The organism is Curtobacterium sp. ER1/6 (genome assembly GCF_001742745.1).
Classification (GTDB): domain Bacteria; phylum Actinomycetota; class Actinomycetes; order Actinomycetales; family Microbacteriaceae; genus Curtobacterium; species Curtobacterium citri.
Genome location: NZ_MJAK01000001.1, coordinates 713,389 through 730,618, shown reverse-complemented (window position 1 = coordinate 730,618; position 17,230 = coordinate 713,389). Strand labels below are relative to the sequence as shown.

The 17,230-nt window shown below is 70.9% G+C and carries 14 protein-coding genes; 12 read left to right on the top strand and 2 right to left on the bottom strand.

What is annotated here, in order from left to right; genetic code table 11:
- Window positions 1-2: 2 nt before the first annotated feature.
- The 3 genes from ctaD to Cus16_RS03345 all read left to right on the top strand — a co-directional run bounded on the left by ctaD (window position 3) and on the right by Cus16_RS03345 (window position 3,726).
- Window positions 3-1,739 (top strand): cytochrome c oxidase subunit I, encoded by a 1,737-nt coding sequence (ctaD, locus tag Cus16_RS03355; RefSeq protein WP_069711147.1) that lies wholly within the window; start codon window positions 3-5, stop codon window positions 1,737-1,739.
- Window positions 1,740-1,743: 4 nt separating this feature from the next.
- Window positions 1,744-2,160, top strand: a complete 417-nt coding sequence (locus tag Cus16_RS03350) for a cytochrome c oxidase subunit 4 (RefSeq protein WP_069711146.1) — start codon at window positions 1,744-1,746, stop codon at window positions 2,158-2,160.
- 192 nt (window positions 2,161-2,352) lie between these two features.
- A complete protein-coding gene (locus tag Cus16_RS03345; protein WP_069711145.1) occupies window positions 2,353-3,726 on the top strand; it encodes a glucose-6-phosphate dehydrogenase in 1,374 nt (457 codons plus the stop codon).
- Window positions 3,727-3,817: 91 nt separating this feature from the next.
- Here the strand turns inward: Cus16_RS03345 and Cus16_RS03340 are convergent, their stop codons facing one another.
- Together Cus16_RS03340 and Cus16_RS03335 are read right to left on the bottom strand one after the other, a co-directional pair.
- On the bottom strand, window positions 3,818-5,704 hold the full coding sequence (locus Cus16_RS03340; RefSeq protein ID WP_069711144.1) for a glycoside hydrolase family 15 protein: 1,887 nt from the start codon (window positions 5,702-5,704) through the stop codon (window positions 3,818-3,820).
- Between the two features lie 117 nt (window positions 5,705-5,821).
- Window positions 5,822-6,886 carry an App1 family protein gene (locus Cus16_RS03335; protein ID WP_069711143.1) on the bottom strand — a complete coding sequence of 355 codons (1,065 nt, stop codon included), beginning with the start codon at window positions 6,884-6,886 and terminating at the stop codon, window positions 5,822-5,824.
- A 267-nt stretch (window positions 6,887-7,153) separates the two neighbouring features.
- On the opposite strand from Cus16_RS03335, the gene Cus16_RS03330 reads away from it, so the two are divergent.
- The 9 genes from Cus16_RS03330 to cydC all read left to right on the top strand — a co-directional run bounded on the left by Cus16_RS03330 (window position 7,154) and on the right by cydC (window position 17,225).
- Window positions 7,154-7,684: a TetR family transcriptional regulator gene (locus Cus16_RS03330; RefSeq protein ID WP_189319514.1), complete on the top strand. Its 531-nt coding sequence runs from the start codon at window positions 7,154-7,156 to the stop codon at window positions 7,682-7,684.
- A gap of 220 nt (window positions 7,685-7,904) precedes the next feature.
- Entirely contained in the window at window positions 7,905-8,813 is a 909-nt protein-coding gene (locus Cus16_RS03325) for an ABC transporter ATP-binding protein (protein ID WP_069711141.1), read from the top strand.
- A complete protein-coding gene (locus tag Cus16_RS03320; RefSeq protein ID WP_069711140.1) occupies window positions 8,810-9,526 on the top strand; it encodes an ABC transporter permease in 717 nt (238 codons plus the stop codon). Before Cus16_RS03325 ends, Cus16_RS03320 begins: the two co-directional genes overlap by 4 nt.
- Window positions 9,523-10,251 carry an ABC transporter permease gene (locus Cus16_RS03315; RefSeq protein ID WP_069711139.1) on the top strand — a complete coding sequence of 243 codons (729 nt, stop codon included), beginning with the start codon at window positions 9,523-9,525 and terminating at the stop codon, window positions 10,249-10,251. Before Cus16_RS03320 ends, Cus16_RS03315 begins: the two co-directional genes overlap by 4 nt.
- The gene (locus Cus16_RS03310) at window positions 10,248-11,168 is read left to right on the top strand and encodes an ABC transporter substrate-binding protein (protein ID WP_083263648.1); all 921 of its coding nucleotides are present in this window, start codon (window positions 10,248-10,250) and stop codon (window positions 11,166-11,168) included. Before Cus16_RS03315 ends, Cus16_RS03310 begins: the two co-directional genes overlap by 4 nt.
- A gap of 287 nt (window positions 11,169-11,455) precedes the next feature.
- On the top strand, window positions 11,456-12,868 hold the full coding sequence (locus Cus16_RS03305; protein ID WP_069711138.1) for a cytochrome ubiquinol oxidase subunit I: 1,413 nt from the start codon (window positions 11,456-11,458) through the stop codon (window positions 12,866-12,868).
- Window positions 12,868-13,872, top strand: coding sequence for a cytochrome d ubiquinol oxidase subunit II (gene cydB / locus Cus16_RS03300; RefSeq protein WP_069711137.1), 1,005 nt, complete (start codon window positions 12,868-12,870; stop codon window positions 13,870-13,872). Before Cus16_RS03305 ends, cydB begins: the two co-directional genes overlap by 1 nt.
- Window positions 13,873-13,881: 9 nt before the next feature.
- A complete protein-coding gene (cydD, locus tag Cus16_RS03295) occupies window positions 13,882-15,540 on the top strand; it encodes a thiol reductant ABC exporter subunit CydD (protein WP_069711136.1) in 1,659 nt (552 codons plus the stop codon).
- The gene (cydC, locus tag Cus16_RS03290) at window positions 15,537-17,225 is read left to right on the top strand and encodes a thiol reductant ABC exporter subunit CydC (RefSeq protein ID WP_069711135.1); all 1,689 of its coding nucleotides are present in this window, start codon (window positions 15,537-15,539) and stop codon (window positions 17,223-17,225) included. The genes cydD and cydC overlap by 4 nt, the downstream gene beginning before the upstream one ends.
- Window positions 17,226-17,230 lie beyond the last annotated feature (5 nt).

The window sequence follows — 17,230 nt, the reverse complement described above, 5'->3', positions numbered from 1 at the left end:
AGATGACAACGTCACTCGTCGGCCAGCCGACCAGGCCCTCGACGCCGGACTTCCAGGCGTCGAAGGTCGGGCGGAAGGGCAACATCATCGTCCGGTGGATCACCTCCACCGACCACAAGACCATCGGGTACATGTACCTGATCGCCTCGTTCGTCTTCTTCCTGCTCGCCGGCATCATGGCGCTGGTCATCCGTGCCCAGCTCTTCGAGCCCGGCCTGCAGGTGGTCGCGACGAAGGAGCAGTACAACCAGCTCTTCACGATGCACGGCACGATCATGCTGCTGATGTTCGCGACGCCGCTCTTCTCGGGCTTCGCGAACGCGATCATGCCGCTCCAGATCGGTGCGCCGGACGTCGCCTTCCCGCGTCTGAACGGGTTCGCCTTCTGGCTCTACCTCTTCGGCTCGCTCATCGCCGTCGGCGGCTTCCTCACCCCGCAGGGTGCGGCGTCGTTCGGCTGGTTCGCCTACGCGCCCCTGAGTGACACGACGTTCACGCCGGGTCTCGGTGGGACGCTCTGGGTGTTCGGCCTCGGCATGACCGGCTTCTCGACGATCCTCGGCGCGGTGAACTTCATCACGACGATCATCACGATGCGTGCCCCGGGCATGACCATGTTCCGCATGTCGATCTTCACGTGGAACACCCTCGTGACGTCGCTGCTCGTCCTGATGGCCTTCCCGGTCCTCGCCGCCGCGCTGTTCGGCCTCGGCCTCGACCGCGTGTTCGACGCCCAGATCTACAACCCGGCCAACGGCGGTGCCCTGCTCTGGCAGCACCTGTTCTGGTTCTTCGGTCACCCCGAGGTGTACATCATCGCGCTGCCGTTCTTCGGCATCGTGTCCGAGGTCTTCCCGGTGTTCAGCCGCAAGCCGATCTTCGGCTACAAGACGCTCGTCTACGCGACCATCTCCATCGCGGCCCTGTCGGTCACGGTGTGGGCGCACCACATGTACGTCACCGGTGGCGTCCTGCTCCCGTGGTTCTCGCTCATGACGATGCTCATCGCGGTCCCGACCGGCGTGAAGATCTTCAACTGGGTCGGCACGATGTGGCGTGGCTCGGTCACGTTCGAGACCCCGCTGCTCTGGGCCGTCGGCTTCCTCATCACGTTCACCTTCGGTGGTCTCACCGGCGTGATCCTGGCGTCGCCGCCGCTCGACTTCCACGTGTCCGACTCGTACTTCGTCGTCGCGCACTTCCACTACGTGGTCTTCGGCACCGTCGTGTTCGCGATGTTCTCCGGCTTCTACTTCTGGTGGCCGAAGTGGACGGGTCGCATGCTCAACGAGCGCCTCGGCAAGATCCACTTCTGGCTCCTGTTCATCGGCTTCCACACGACGTTCCTCATCCAGCACTGGCTGGGCGTCATCGGCATGCCGCGTCGCTACGCGACGTACCTGCCGAACGACGGCTTCACGTGGATGAACCAGCTGTCGACGATCGGCTCGATGATCCTCGCGATCTCGTTCCTGCCGTTCATCTTCAACGTCTACGTGACCGCGCGGAACGCGCCGAAGGTCGCCGTGAACGACCCGTGGGGCTACGGCCGCTCGCTCGAGTGGGCGACCAGCTGCCCGCCGCCGCGCCACAACTTCACGTCGATCCCGCGGATCCGATCCGAGTCCCCGGCGTTCGACCTGAACCACCCCGAGGCCGGTGTGCCGATCGGTGTGGGCCCGGCGAAGGACGCCCCGGACGCCCCGACCTACGACGCCGCGAAGGGCGAGGTGAAGTAACGCCATGCGCGCCAACACCAACCTGTTCTGGATCCTGTTCGTCTTCTTCATCCTCGCGGACGCGGCGTACACCATCTGGGCGCTCATCTACTACGGGCGGCCCGAGTGGGTCGGCACCGTGGCGATCGGCCTCACCGGGATCATGTCGGCGTTCATCGCCTTCTACCTCGGCAAGGTCATGTCCTCGCAGGGCGGCGTGCTGCCCGAGGACCGTCCGGACGCGAACATCGAGGACGGCGACGCCGAGCTCGGGCACTTCAGCCCGTGGTCGTGGTGGCCGATCCTGCTCGCGGGCTCGACGGCCGTGTGCTTCCTCGGTCTCGCGGCCGGTCTCTGGATCGTCCCGATCGGGCTGGCGCTCGTGACCGTGACGCTCGTGGGCTGGGTCTACGAGTACTACCGCGGCAACTTCGGGCACTGACCCCGATCCCCACCTGACACCTCGGGCGGCACCACATCCGGTGCCGCCCGACGTGTGTCCGCGACCCGTACCCCACCACGGACCGAGCTCTCGGCGCCGAGCGGGTACGCCGGACCTCGCAGGGAATCAATCGGCCCGCCCGCGGCTTGACCCGTGCGGACCTCGTAACGACAGCGAAAGGACTCACCTCCGGTGACCGACAAGCGCACCCTCATCATCTTCGGCGCGACGGGCGACCTCGCCTCCCGCCTGCTGCTCCCGGGCCTCGGCACGTTCCTGCAGAGCGGTCGAGCGGTCCCCGTCCAGCTGATCGGTACGGGCCGCAGCGCCCGCAGCGAGGAGCAGTGGAAGGACGTCGTGACGAAGTCCTTCGCGTCGCAGGACGTCAAGGGCCCGGAGGTCGATGCGACCATCGAGTCGACGCAGTTCATCCAGGGCGACCCGACCGACCCCGCGCACCTGAAGGCGCTGCTCGGCGCCGCCGAGGCCGAGCCGATCCTCTACTTCGCGCTCCCGCCGCAGATCGCCTCCGACATCTGCGAGGCACTGCAGGACGTCGAGCTGCCCGAGGGCACGACCCTGGCGTTCGAGAAGCCGTTCGGCACCGACGTCGCGAGTGCCCAGGCCCTCAACAAGACCGTCCTCGAGCTCGTCCCCGAGGAGCGCGTCCACCGCACCGACCACTTCCTCGGTCGTACCACGGTCCTCAACATCATCGGCCTGCGCTTCGCCAACCGACTGTTCGAGCCGATCTGGAACGCCGACAACATCGAGAAGGTCGACATCTTCTACGACGAGACCCTCGGTCTCGAGAACCGCGCGCAGTACTACGACGAGGCCGGCGCGATGGTCGACATGATCCAGTCGCACCTGCTCCAGATCCTCGGCATTGTCACGATGGACGCCCCGGCGGACATCGACGCCGTGGAGTTCCGCTCCTCGCTCGCCCGGGTGCTCCGGTCGACCGAGCTCAAGGGCGGCGACCCGAAGGTCGCCTCGCGCCGTGCGGTCTACACGGCCGGCACCATCGACGGCAAGGAGCTGCCGTCGTACCAGGACGAGGACGGCGTCGACAAGTCGCGCGAGACCGAGACGCTCGCCGAGATCTCCGTCGAGGTCGACACCGCTCGCTGGAAGGGCGTCCCCTTCACGCTCCGCTCCGGCAAGGCGCTCGGCGCCAGCCGCAAGGAGGTGCTCATCACCTTCAAGCCGGTGACGCGCCTGCCCTCCGGCCTGTCCGGTCGCCCGAAGGCGGACACCCTCCGGATCGTCCTCAACCCGGACGAGATCGAGCTGTCGGTCTCCGCGAACGGTGGCGGCAACCCCTTCGAGATGGGTCAGGTCACCCTGTCGTCGACGTTCGACGACGGTGAGCTCACCCCGTACGGTGAGGTCCTCAACGGCATCTTCCACGACGACCCGCTGCTGTCGATCCGCGGCGACGTCGCGGAGCGCTGCTGGGAGATCGTCGAGCCGGTCGTGAACGCCTGGAAGTCGGGCGAGGTCCCGCTCGAGGAGTACCGCGCGGGCTCGCGCGGCCCGGCGGACTGGGAGTCGTCGTCCTGACGGACGTCCCCAGCTGACGGACGCCCCCACGTGGCGGACGGGAGGCGCGGTGCCGGCCGGCACCGCGCCTCCCGTCCGTCTGCGGGCCCCGTCAGGACGCGGAGCCGGCGCGCGTCCCCCGGCCGGTCGAGGACCGGGTCCCGCCGTCGTGCACGGCCAGTCGCGTCCGGTGCCCGGACGCCGCACCACGAGCCCGGGCGATGGCGTCCGCCGCGGACACGAGGGTCAGGTGCGACAGCACCTGCGGCGTGTTGCCGATGTGGTGCCCGGTGGCGACGTCGATCTCCTCGGACAGCATGCCGACGTCGTTGGCGTAGCCGACGAGCACGTCCATCAGCCGCTCGGCGTCGTCGACGCGTCCGGACGCCGCGTACTGCTCGACCAACCAGAACGAGCACGCCAGGAAGGGGTGCTCGCTGCCGGACAGCCCGTCGAAGCCCGACGTCGTCCGGTAGCGCAGCACGAGGCCGTGCTCCCCGACGCGCAGGTCCTGCTCGATGGCGGCGACGGTCCCGGTCATGCGCGGGTCGTCGGCGCGCACGTAGCCGATCTGCGGCAGCACGAGCAGGCTCGCGTCCACCTCGTCGGTGTCGTAGTGCTGGCGGTAGCTGCCCCGTTCGGCGTTCCAGCCGTGCTCCTCGATCTCGGCACGCACCTGGTCGCGCAGGGTCCGCCATCGGTCGACCGGCCCCTCGAGGCCGAACTCCTCGACGGCTGCGACGCCGCGGTCGAGCGCCGCCCAGATCATGGCGCGCGAGTGCGTGAAGTGCCGTCGCGGGCCGCGCATCTCCCAGATCCCGTTGTCGGGCTGCTGCCAGTGCTCCTCGACGTAGCCGAGCAGCGCACGTTGCAGCGCCCACGAGTCCGCGTTCTCCTCGACGCCGAGCTCGCGGGCGTCGTGCAGCGCGGCGAGCACCTCGCCGAACACGTCCCCCTGGTACTGGGTCGACGCACCGTTGCCGACGCGCACGGGCCGCGACCCGAGGTACCCGGGCAGCTCGTCGATCGAGCGTTCCGGGAGCTCCCGTTCGCCGGCGATGCCGTACATGATCTGCACGTCGGCGGGATCGCCGGCGATCGCGCGGAGCAGCCAGCCGCGCCAGTGGGTCGCCTCGTCGCGGTAGCCGTGCGCGATCAGCGAGGCCAGGGCGAGGGAGGCGTCGCGGAGCCAGACGTAGCGGTAGTCCCAGTTGCGCTCCCCGCCGGGGTCCTCCGGGAGGCTCGTGGTCGCGGCCGCCACGACGCCGCCGGTCTCGCCGTGGGTCATCGCACGCAGGATCAGCAGGGAGCGTCGGCTCGCCTCGGCGTACGGGCCCTCGGTGTGCGCGGTCGCCATCCAGTCGCGCCACCACCGCTCGGTGTGCTCGAGCGCCGCGTCGACGTCGAGCGGCTCCGGCGGCTCCCGGTGCGACGGGTACCAGGTGAGCACCGTGTCGACGACGTCGCCGTCGTGCACGGTCACGGTGCTCGTGTGGCGGTGGTCGTCGGCGTGGAAGCGGACCCCGCGCACGATCACGGAGCCCGGTCCTGCGGTCGCCAGCAGGGCCGGGTCGTCGTCGCCGCCGATCTGGCGAACCCAGGGGAGCGCGCGGGCGTAGTCGAAGCGGATGCGCAGCGTCTGCTCGATCTCGACCGTGCCCTGCAGACCCCGGACGCGCCGGATGATCGCGGCACGGTGCGCACCGGCGGGCATGAGGTCGGTGACCTCGACGGTGCCGGTCGGCGTCGTCCACACGGTGGCGAGCACGAGGGTGTCCGGGTGGTGGTGTCGGGTGCTCGTGGCCGCCGGGTCGGTGGGACGGAGCGACCAGTGTCCGTGGTCCTCGGTGCCGAGCAGCGAGGCGAACGTGGACGGGCTGTCGAACCGGGGCAGGCACGCCCAGTCGATCGTGCCGTCCCGTCCGACCAGGGCGGCGGTGTCGGTGTCGCCGATGAGGGCGTGGTCCTCGATGCGGTTCAGCGGGGTTCCGGTGCTCATGCGCCGATCCAACCACCGGGTCGCCGGGCGACGGTCGGCGCTGAAGGTCTGCTCAGCGGTCGTCGGGGCTCGCCTCCGAGCGGTCGCCCGGCGCGGCGGAGGAGGAGTCGGCCCCGGTCAGAGCGGGGTCGCGGGGTCGGCGTCGGCGAGACCGACCCGGGCGAGCTCCGACCACAGGCCCGCACCGTCCGGGGCGTAGACCCAGGGGGCCGACGTGTCGCGGGTCCGTTCCTGTGCGCGCGAGCGACCACCGGCCAGGACCGCCTCGCTCGTGGACAGCTGGCGGATCGCGACGCCGGCGACGTTCTCGGGGTGCTCCTGCGCGAACGCACCGTAGAGGGCCTCGTCGTGCTGTCCGTCGTCGCCGACGAGCAGCCACTGGACGTCCGGGAAGTCCTCGGCGAGGCGCCGCAGGTTCCCCTGCTTGTGGAGCTGCCCGCTCCGGAAGAATCGGTCGTGGGTGGGACCCCAGTCGGTGAGCAGCAGGGTGCCGGACGGGTACATGTTGCGGGTCAGGAACCGCTGCAGGGTCGGCGCCACGTTCCAGGCGCCGGTCGACAGGTACACGGTCGGCGCACCGGGGTGCTGCGCGAGGACGCGCTCGTAGAGCACCGACATCCCCGGCACCGGACGCCGTGCGTGCTCGGTGAGCACGAAGGAGTTCCAGGCGGCCAGCATCGGACGGGGGAGCGAGGTCACCATGACGGTGTCGTCGATGTCGGACAGCAGTCCGAAGCGTGTCGACGGGTCCACGATGAACACGTCGGCCTCCACGTCCCGCATCCCACCGGCCGAAAGGCGCACGGTCTGCCACCCCGGTTCGAGGTCGATCGGGATCTTCACGTCGACCACGCCGCCGCGGTCGGACTGCACCACGTGGGTCGTGCCGCCGGCGGTCACGGTCACCTCGGCGTCGTCGACCGCGACGCTCGTGAAGCTCCGCCAGCCGCGGACGCCGGCGAAGGAGACGTCCGACGCCAGGCCGCGGCGGGTGAGCAGGACGCGGCAGAGCACGCGGATCCAGCCCGGAGCGCCGTACCCCGTGTACGGCACGACCGTCGGGACGAGCCCGTGCCGACGTGCGCGGTGCTCCCGGAACTCCTGCACGGCGTCCTCGATGCGGGCGGCTCGGTGGAGGATCGGTGCGGCCAGCGACGGCTCGTGGGGCGTCGGGGCGGGCATGCCCCCATCCTTCCACGAGGCGGCTCGGGAGGGCGGATCCCGGTGCGCCCGGCCTGTGAGTCGCAGCCACGACCCAGCCGGTCTCTGCGAGAGTTGCCTCCGTCACTTCCCACATGACCGCGCTCCGGACGGAGTGCAAGAGGAGAACACGTGCTCGTCACCGAGGTATCGAACGCACTGCCGGGGGGATCATCACTGCTCAGGAACGAGCCGGTCCAAGCCCGCAGTTCGGCGCGCCTCGCGGGACTCCTGGACGCCGCCGCCGCGGTGATCGACGAGATCGGGTTCGAGCGACTGACCACGGCCATGGTGGCCGAGCGCGCGGGGGCGTCGATCGGCACGGTCTACCGGTACTTCCCGGACCGCATCGCCGTCGTCGAGGCGCTCGCCATCAGGAGCACCCAGCGGCTCGCCGAGCGCTTCCTGTCGGCACTCGACGAGAGCGGGGCGGGCTCCTGGCAGGAGGCCTGCGACGCGCTCGTCGACGCGACCGTCGAGATGTACCGGACCGAGCCCGGCTTCCGGGCCATCCGCTTCGGGGACGCTGCCGACACCGGTTCCCGTGACGCCGAGGACCGCATGGCCGCGCTGGGGGCGGCCGTGTCGCAGGTCCTGCACGACCGGTTCGGGTTCCCGGCCGGGGAGCGGGTGGCGCGCACCTGGGTCGTGCTCGCCGAGTCCGCGCACGCCGTCATCGCCCGTGCGATGCGCGATCGGTCCGCACCCGACACCGCGCTCATCGAGGAGTACCGCACGATGAGCCGCGCACACCTCGAAGCGGTGGTCGCCGCCTCCTGACGCCCGCGGTGACGGACCGAACCGTCGCCGGAGACCAAGACGCCCGCGCTCCGCTCCCGGAGCGCGGGCGTCTTGCGTCGTCCTCAGAGTGCTTGCTGGGCGCGTTCACGGCTTGTCCGTTGTCCGCGTTCCGTCATGGTGGGTCGCAACGGAACCGTCGGCGGACCACACGGGTACGCTCATCCGGAGTCGGGCTACCTCCGAACAGAAGGGCACCCACATGATCGAGTTCCGCTCGGTGCGCAAGACGTACCCGGACGGCACCAACGCGGTCGACGACTTCAGCCTCGTCATCCCCTCGCGGACCACCACGGTCTTCGTCGGGTCGAGCGGCTGCGGCAAGACGACCCTGCTCCGCATGATCAACCGCATGGTCGACCCGTCGGCCGGCACGGTGTCGATCGACGGGGAGGACGTCGCCGGCGTCGACCCCGTCCAGCTCCGTCGCCGGATCGGCTACGTGATGCAGAACGCCGGTCTGCTCCCGCACCGCCGGGTCGTGGACAACATCGCCACGGTGCCGCTGCTCACGGGGGTGTCGAAGGGCGAGGCCCGCGCGCGGGCCCTCGAGCTCATGGACACCGTCGGGTTGGACCGCGCCTTCGCGGACCGGTACCCGTCGCAGCTCTCCGGCGGCCAGCAGCAGCGTGTCGGCGTGGCCCGCGGCCTCGCGGTCGACCCGAACGTGCTCCTCATGGACGAGCCCTTCGGTGCGGTCGACCCGCTCGTGCGCACCGACCTGCAGGACGAACTCATCCGGCTGCAGCGCGAACTCGGCAAGACCGTGGTGTTCGTCACGCACGACATCGACGAGGCGTTCAAGCTCGGCGACCAGGTCGTCATCCTCAAGAAGGGCGGCGAGATCGCCCAGCTCGGTACGCCCGCCGAGATCCTGGCCGCGCCGGCGGACGACTTCGTCGCGAACTTCATCGGCGCCGGTCGCGGCCGTCGTGCCCTGCGGGTCGAGCAGACCCCGACCGGGCCGATCGTCGTCGACGGGGACGGCCGAGCCGCCGGTGTGCTCACCGGCCCCGTCGGTGTCGTCGACGCCGCTGCCGCTGTCCGCTCCGAGGCCGAGGCGCCCACCGGCGCCCCGGGTGCTGCGGCGCAGGGTGGGAGTCCGCGGTGAAGTGGGTGCTGTCCAACCTCGACACGATCGGGGAGGACACGGCCTCGCACCTCGCGATCGCGATCCCGCCGATCATCATCGCCTTCCTGCTGTCGATCCCGATCGGGTGGCTCGTCGTCCGGCTGCAGCGGCCCGGCGGCTCCCGCTTCGCGGCCGGCCTCGGCAGCGGCATCGTGACGTTCGCGGGACTGCTCTACGCGATCCCGTCGCTCGCCCTGTTCGTCGCGCTGCCGAGCATCATCGGCACGAGCCTGCAGAGCCCGGTCAACGTCATCATCAGCCTGACGATCTACGGCCTGGCGCTCATGGTCCGGTCGACGGTGGACGGGCTGACCTCGGTGGACGCCGGCACCAAGGCCGCGTCGACGGCGATGGGCTACTCCGGCGTGCAGCGGTTCTTCCGCGTCGAGCTCCCACTGGCCGGCCCGGTCCTCCTCGCGGGGCTCCGCGTGGTCGCGGTCTCCACCATCTCGCTGACGACCGTCGGCGCGGTGCTCGGGATCCAGAGCCTCGGGTCGCTCTTCACGGACGGTCTCGCCCGCGGCATCTTCGAGGAGATCATCTCCGGCATCGTCATGGTGCTCGTGCTCGCCTTCGCCCTCGACGGTCTGCTCGTCCTGCTCGGTCGGGTCGTCATGCCGTGGACGCGACGCGCGCCACGGAGCCGACGGGCCGCACGTCGCGTGCTCCAGCGTGCGGAGGTGGTCTCGTGATCATCGGTCAGGCTTTCGGCTGGGTGTTCGACCCGGCGAACTACACCGGCTTCAACGCGATCCCGGCCCGGCTCTGGGAGCACGTGTGGATCACGCTCCTCGCGGTGGTCATCGCCTCGGTCATCGCGATCCCGATCGGGTACGCGATCGGGCACACCGGTCGGGCCCGCGGCCTCGCGATCGCACTGTCCGGCGGCATCCGGGCCCTGCCGACCCTCGGCGTGCTGTCGCTCTTCGGGCTCATGCTCGGCATCGGCCTCCAGGCGCCGTTGCTCGCCCTCGTGATCCTCGCCGTCCCGTCCGTGCTCGCCGGTGCCTACGCGGGCATCGAGTCGGTCGACCCCGTCACGGTCGACGCCGCGAAGGCGCAGGGGATGACCGGCTGGCAGGTGCTCTGGAAGGTGGAGATCCCGCTCGGGCTCCCGCTGCTCATCGGTGGCGTGCGCGCCGCCGTCCTGCAGGTCGTCGCGACCGCCACGCTCGCCGCGTACGTCGGCGCCGGTGGCCTCGGCGGCTACTTCTTCCTCGGCCTCAAGACCCAGGACTACGCCGAGATGCTCGGCGCCTCCATCCTCGTGATCGCACTCGCGATCGCGTTCGAGATCGTGTTCGCCGCGCTGCAGCGGGCGGCGGTGCCGAAGGGCACCGCCGACCCGTCCGCGCGGCAGCGCCAGGGATCGCGCGAGCGAGCCCGCAATCCCATCCCGGAAGGAAACCCATCGTGATCACAGCACGGATCCGCGTCGCCCTCGCCGCCGCAACGGCACTCGGCGTCGCAGCAGCCCTCACCGGCTGCGCCTCGAGCGACCCGCTCAGCAGCGGCTCGAGCGCCTCCTCGGACTCGAAGACCATCGTCATCGGCTCGCAGCAGTACTACTCGAACGAGATCATCGCCGAGCTCTACGCGCAGGTCCTCGAGAAGGACGGCTTCACCGTCCAGCGCAACTTCAACATCGGGCAGCGCGAGGTCTACATCCCGCAGCTCGAGAAGGGCGCGATCGACGTCATGCCGGAGTACAGCGGCAACCTGCTGCAGTACTTCGACAAGTCGTCGACGGCCAAGACCGCCGACCAGATCGACGAGGGCCTCGAGAAGGCGCTGCCGAAGGGCCTGCGCGTCCTCGACGAGGCCGACGCCACGGACCAGGACAGCTACACCGTGACGAAGCAGTTCTCCGAGGAGAACGACGTCACGAGCCTGGCCGACCTGAAGAACGTCAAGGAGAAGCTGACCGTCGGTGCGAACTCCGAGTTCCAGACCCGCCCGTACGGCCCGGACGGTCTGAAGTCGGTCTACGGCGTCGACGTCGACTTCAAGGCGGTCGAGGACTCCGGCGGCGCGCTGACCGTCAAGGCGCTCAAGGACGGCACCGTCCAGCTCGCCGACATCTACAGCGCGGACCCGAGCATCAAGGCGAACGACTTCGTCTCGCTGAAGGACCCGGAGAACCTCATCCTCCCGCAGAACGTCATCCCGGTCGTGTCCGACAAGGTCGACGAGAAGGCCGCGGACGCCATCGACGGGGTGAACGAGAAGCTGACCACCGAGAAGCTCATCGAGCTCAACCAGAAGAGCGTCACCGACAAGGAGAAGGCGTCGGAGATCGCGAAGGACTTCCTCACCGAGGAGGGTCTGCTCTGACCCAACGGCGCCCCGGGCGCTGAACGATCGACGACAGGTGTCGGGCTTCGGCCCGGCACCTGTCGTCGTTCTGCGGGGTGGGTCCGCAGCACCGATGTTCCGCACGGTTGTGCCGATCACAGCCATTGCACGTTTGTGCAGAGACGGCCTCTACAACTTGTCGAGCCAGGTGTCCGGCCGGTAGCGTGGAGGTGTCCCGACGGCGTGACGAACCTGAAGTCCCACCTCCCGTAGGAAGCAACCAACGTGCACGAACAGCGCGCGGCGACCCGGCTCGGACACGCCGCATGAACGACCTCCTCGATCCGCTCGTCCTGTCGCGGTGGCAGTTCGGGCTCACGACGATCTACCACTTCCTCTTCGTCCCGCTGACGATCGGCATGGCCCTCGTCGTGGCGGTCTTCCAGTCGGCGTGGGTGCGGACCGGTCGGGCGCACTACCTGCAACTGACGCGCTTCTTCGGCCGGATCTTCCTCATCAACTTCGCGATGGGCGTCGTCACCGGGATCGTGCAGGAGTTCCAGTTCGGCATGAACTGGTCGAACTACTCGCGCTTCGTCGGTGACGTCTTCGGCGCTCCGCTCGCGCTCGAGGGCATCCTCGCGTTCTTCTTCGAGGCCGCGTTCATCGGCATCTGGATCTTCGGGTGGGACCGGCTGCCGCGGGCCCTGCACCTCGCGAGCATCTGGTGCGTGAGCGTCGGCACCATGATGTCGGCGTACTTCATCCTGGCGGCCAACGCCTTCATGCAGCACCCCGTCGGCTTCGCGATCAACGAGGCCAAGGGCCGCGCCGAGCTCACCGACATCTGGGCCGTCCTGACGAACAAGGTCGCCCTCGCCGCGTTCCCGCACACCCTGTTCGGCGCGTTCATGGTGGCCGCCTCGGTCATCGTCGCGGTCGCCGCGTGGCACCTGGCCCGCAACCAGAACCTCGAGACGATGATGCCGGCGCTGAAGTTCGGCATGTGGACGATGCTCGCCTCCGGGGCACTGACCGTGCTCTCCGGCGACCAGCTCGGCCTGACGATGGTCGACACCCAGCCGATGAAGATGGCTGCGGCCGAGGCGCTCTACAACACGTCGACGGGCAAGGACGCCTCGTTCTCGGTCTTCACGCTCGGGACCCCGGACGGCGTGCACGAGCTGTTCTCGATCCGCATCCCGTACCTGCTCTCGTTCCTGTCGACCCACACCTTCACCGGCACGGTCGAGGGCATCAACGACCTGCAGGCGCAGTACAGCCAGGTGTACGGCCCGGGCGACTACAAGCCGATCATCTGGGTGACCTACTGGTCGTTCCGCTGGATGATCGCCCTCGGCGTCGGTGCCGTCCTCGTCTCGCTGGCCGGGCTCTGGCTCACCCGGAAGGGCCGCTTCCCGACGCAGCGCTGGGTGTGGCGTGTGGCCACCTGGTCCGTCCCGCTGCCGATGGCCGCGATGATCATGGGCTGGGTCTTCACCGAGATGGGTCGCCAGCCGTGGCTGGTCTTCGGCCTGCTCCGCACCGCGGACGGCGTCTCGCCGAACGTCACCGGGGTCGAGGTCCTCATCTCGCTGGTCGTGTTCACGCTCATCTACGGCGCGCTGGCGGTCGTGGAGTTCGGGCTCATCAAGAAGGTCGCGCAGGAGGGCCCCGCCGCTCCTGCGGAGGTCGACGAGGTCACCGGCGAGGTCGAGCACGAAGTGACGGTGTACTAGTGGATCTCCCCGTTGTCTGGTTCGCGATCGTCGGACTCTTCTTCGTCGGGTACTTCGTCCTCGACGGGTTCGACTTCGGCGTCGGCATGTCCCTGCCGTTCCTCGGCAAGGACGACACCGACCGCCGGGTCCTCATCAACACCATCGGCCCGGTCTGGGACCTCAACGAGACCTGGGTCATCGTCGCCGGCGCGCTCCTCTTCGCGGCGTTCCCGGAGTGGTACGCCACGATGTTCTCCGGCTTCTACCTGGCCCTGCTGCTCATCCTCGCGGCGCTCATCGCCCGCGGGGTGTCGTTCGAGTACCGCCACCAGCGGAAGCACCCGGAGTGGAAGCGCCGCTTCGACCTGATGATCGTCGTCGGCAGCGCGGTGCCGTCCTTTCTCTGGGGCGTCGCGTTCGGCAACGTCGTCCGGGGCATCCCGATGGACGCCGGGCACGACTTCACCGGGACGGTGTTCGACCTGCTCAACCCCTTCGCCCTGCTGACCGGGCTGACGACCCTGCTCGTGTTCTTCACGCACGGCGTGGTCTTCGTGGCGCTCAAGACCGAGGGCGAGATCCGCGAGCGTGCCAAGCGGCTCGCGACCCGGGCGGGCGTGCTGACGATCGTCGTCGCTGCCGCCTTCCTCGTGTCGATGGCGTTCGTCCGCGCGACCCCGGCCAGCCTCGTGCTCTCGGTCGTCGCCGCGCTCGCGCTCGTCCTCGCCGTGCTCTGCAACGCCTGGGGAAGGGAAGGCCGCGCCTTCACCCTGATGGCCGTCACGATCGCCGCGGTGGTCGTGGCGATGTTCACGGCGATCTTCCCGAACGTCATGCCCGCGTCGAACGACCCGGCGAACAGCCTGACCGTCGCCAACGCCTCGAGCAGCGACTACACGCTGACGGTGATGAGCTGGGTGGCCCTGGTGTTCCTCCCGCTCGTGTTCGCCTACCAGGCGTGGACCTACTGGGTGTTCCGCAAGCGTGTGTCGCGGGCGCACATCGCCCGGGCCGCGCACTAGGGCCCGGTGATGAAGCCCCTCGATCCGCGCCTGCTCCGGCTCTCGCGCACCGCCCGCGGGTCGGTCGTCGCCTCGGCGGCGACCGGCCTGGTGCGGACGCTCGCGACGATCGGCATCGCGTGGGGGATCGCCACCGCCGTCACCCTCGGGGTCGACGCGGTGCGCGACGGCCGCGTCCCCGCGGCGACGTCCCCGACGCTCGCGCTCCTCGCCGCCGCGTTCGTCGTCCGCGCGGTCGCCGCCTGGGCGACGGACGACCTGGCGGCCCGCGCCGGGGCGACGGTGAAGAGCGAGCTCCGGGCGACGGTGCTGGCGCGCGCGGCGGAACGCGGACCGTCCTGGCTCGCCGCCCGGTCCAGCGCCGGCTTCGCCACGACGCTCGGTCCCGGGCTGGACGCGCTCGATGCCTACTTCGGCCGGTACGTCCCGCAGCTGGCCCTCACGGCCGTGGCGACGCCGGTCCTCCTCGTCGCGATCGGTGTCGCCGACATGACGAGCGCGCTGGTCATCGTGCTCGCCATGCCCGTCATCCCGGTGTTCATGGTGCTGATCGGACTCGCCACGCAGGCACTCCAGCGGAAGCAGGCGGACGCCCTCGCCCGGCTCGGCAGCGCCTTCACCGAGGCCGTCGAGGGCCTGGCGACGCTGAAGGTCTTCGGTCGCGCGCGTCGACAGGTCGGCCGCATCGGCAGCGTCACCGACGAGTACCGCCGGGGGACGATCGGGGTCCTCCGTCTGTCGTTCGTCAGCGGATTCGCCCTCGAGCTCGCGGCGAGCCTGTCCGTCGCCCTCGTCGCCGTCTCGATCGGCGTGCGGCTCGTCGACGGCTCCATGGGACTCGGCGCGGCGATGTTCGTCCTCGTCCTCGCACCGGAGGCCTTCGCACCGATCCGGCAGGTCGGCGCCGACTTCCACGCCGCGCAGGACGGGGTCGAGGCCTCGGGCGCGGTCCTCGACGTCCTCGACGAGCGCACCGCCGTCGCGACGGCCCGCCCCGACGCGGTACCGGCTCCCGCCGCCGCGGAGCTGGTGCTCGACGGGCTGACCGTCCGTCGCCCCGACCTCGTCATCGGGCCGGTCGACCTCCGGGCGACGCCGGGCACGGTCGTCGCGCTCGCCGGCCCGAGCGGGTCGGGCAAGTCGAGCCTGATCGCCGCGATCCGCGGTGTCCTCGACCACGACGGCACCGTCGTGGTGCCCGGTCCGGCTGGCGCGTCCCGCGCCGAGCGCACCACGTGGGCCGACCAGCGACCGCGGCTCGTCCGCGGCACGGTCGCCGAGAACATCGCGATGCACGCGGAACCCGACGATGCAGCCGTGCGCCGCGCGCTGCGCGAGGCGGGGCTGGGAGTCGAGCCGGGCCTCCCGGTCGGGTCGGGCGGAGCCGGTCTGTCGGGCGGTCAGGCCCAGCGGGTCGCGGTCGCCCGTGCGCTGTACCGGGCGCGTCGCGTCCGGACGCCGCTCGTGCTGCTCGACGAGCCGACGTCGGCGCTCGACGCCGAGGCCGAGCGGACCGTCGTCCGCGCCGTGCGGGCCCTCGCCGACGACGGGTCCGTCGTCGTGGTGGCGAGCCACCGGCCCGCGGTGCTCGCCGCGGCCGACGTCCGCGTGGACGTGCTCCCGGGCGGCGCGGTGACGGTCACCACCCGGCAGGGGGTCCGGGCATGAGCCGGGAGGCGCGCGGCACGAGCGTCCTCCGGCTCGCCCTGCCGCACGGGGCCGGCTGGGCGAAGGCGGTCGCCGCCGGCACGCTGAGTGCGGTGTGCGCCGTGGCGCTGCTCGCGGCGAGCGGCTACCTCATCACGCGCGCCGCCGAGCAGCCGCCGATCCTCTACCTGACGCTCGTGATGGTCGGGGTCCGCGCGTTCGCGCTCGGCCGCGCGGCGCTGCGGTACGTCGACCGCCTCGCCGGGCACGACGCGTCCTTCCGGCAGCTCGCGGTCGTGCGGACCGAGATGTACCGGCGACTGGCGTCGGTGGCGCCGGCCGGGCTGGGCTCCACGGGTCGTGGCGACCTGCTCACCCGGCTCGTCACCGACACCGACCGGCTGCAGGACCTGCCGATCCGTGTCGTCGGACCGCTGGTCTCGGCGGGCGTCGTGGCCGTGCTGTCCGTCGTCGCGGTCGCCCTGGTGTGGTGGCCGGCCGCCCTCGTGCTGGTCGCCGCGCTCGCCGTCGCCGCGCTGCTCGGCACCGTCACGACGCTGTCCGTCGCACGGCGCTCGGACCGGGAGACCGCGGCCGACCGGGGCCGCGTCGCCGACCTCGTGCTCGACACGGTCCGGACGCTCGACGTCTTCGCGGCCTACGGCACCCTGCCCGACCGTCTCGCCCGGATCGCCGCGCTCGACGCCCGGGTGACCCGGGCCGTGCGCCGCCGCGCGCGGGTCGAGTCCGTCGTCGGTGCGCTCGTCGCGCTGGTCGGCGGCGGGGCCGTGGTCGGGACCCTCGCGGTCGGGGCGCCGGCGGTGGTCTCGGGTGCGCTCGACGGGCCGCTCTGGGCGCTCGCCGTCTTCGTGCCGCTCGCACTCTTCGAGGTCGTCGGCGGTGTGCCGCTGGCCGTGCTCACCCTGCGCCGGGTCCGGGCCGCCGCGGAGCGGGTGGAGCGGGTCGTCCCGGCCGTCGTGCCGGCCGGCATCGTGCCCGAGCCGGACGACCCCGCCGACCCGCGGGACCTCGTCGTCGACGGTCCGGTGACGGTGGCGCTCCGCGACCTGACCGTGCGGTGGCCCGGAGCGGCGGGCCCGGCCGTCGACCGGGTGTCGCTCGACCTGCGGCCGGGCGAGGTCGTCGTGCTCGAGGGCCCGAGCGGCGCGGGCAAGTCCACCCTGGTCGACGCCCTGGTGCGGTTCGTCGACCACGAGGGGTCGTACACGCTCGACGGCGTCGAGGCGCGGACCGTGCACCCGGACGCCGTCCGGGCGCGCGTCGGGCTCGTCGAACAGGACCCGTTCGTGTTCGACCAGACCGTGCGGCAGAACCTGCTGTTCGCCCGGGACACCGCCACCGACGCCGACCTGACCGACGTGCTCGACCGGGTCGGACTCGGCGACTGGGTGGCGCGACGCGGCGGTCTGGACGCCCGCGTGGGGGAGCGCGGGGTGCTCGTCTCAGGCGGGCAGGCGCACCGGCTCGCGCTCGCCCGGGCGCTGCTGCACGCGTTCCCCGTGCTCGTGCTCGACGAGCCGACCGCGGACGTCGACCCCGACCTCGGCGACGCCGTGCTCCGCGACCTGGTCGGTGCCGCGCGGCAGGCCGGTCGCACGGTCGTCGTGGTGTCGCACGTGCCCGTGCCGACGGACCTGGTCGACCGCACCCTGCGGATGCGGGACGGGCGGCTCGTCGCGGGGTGACCACC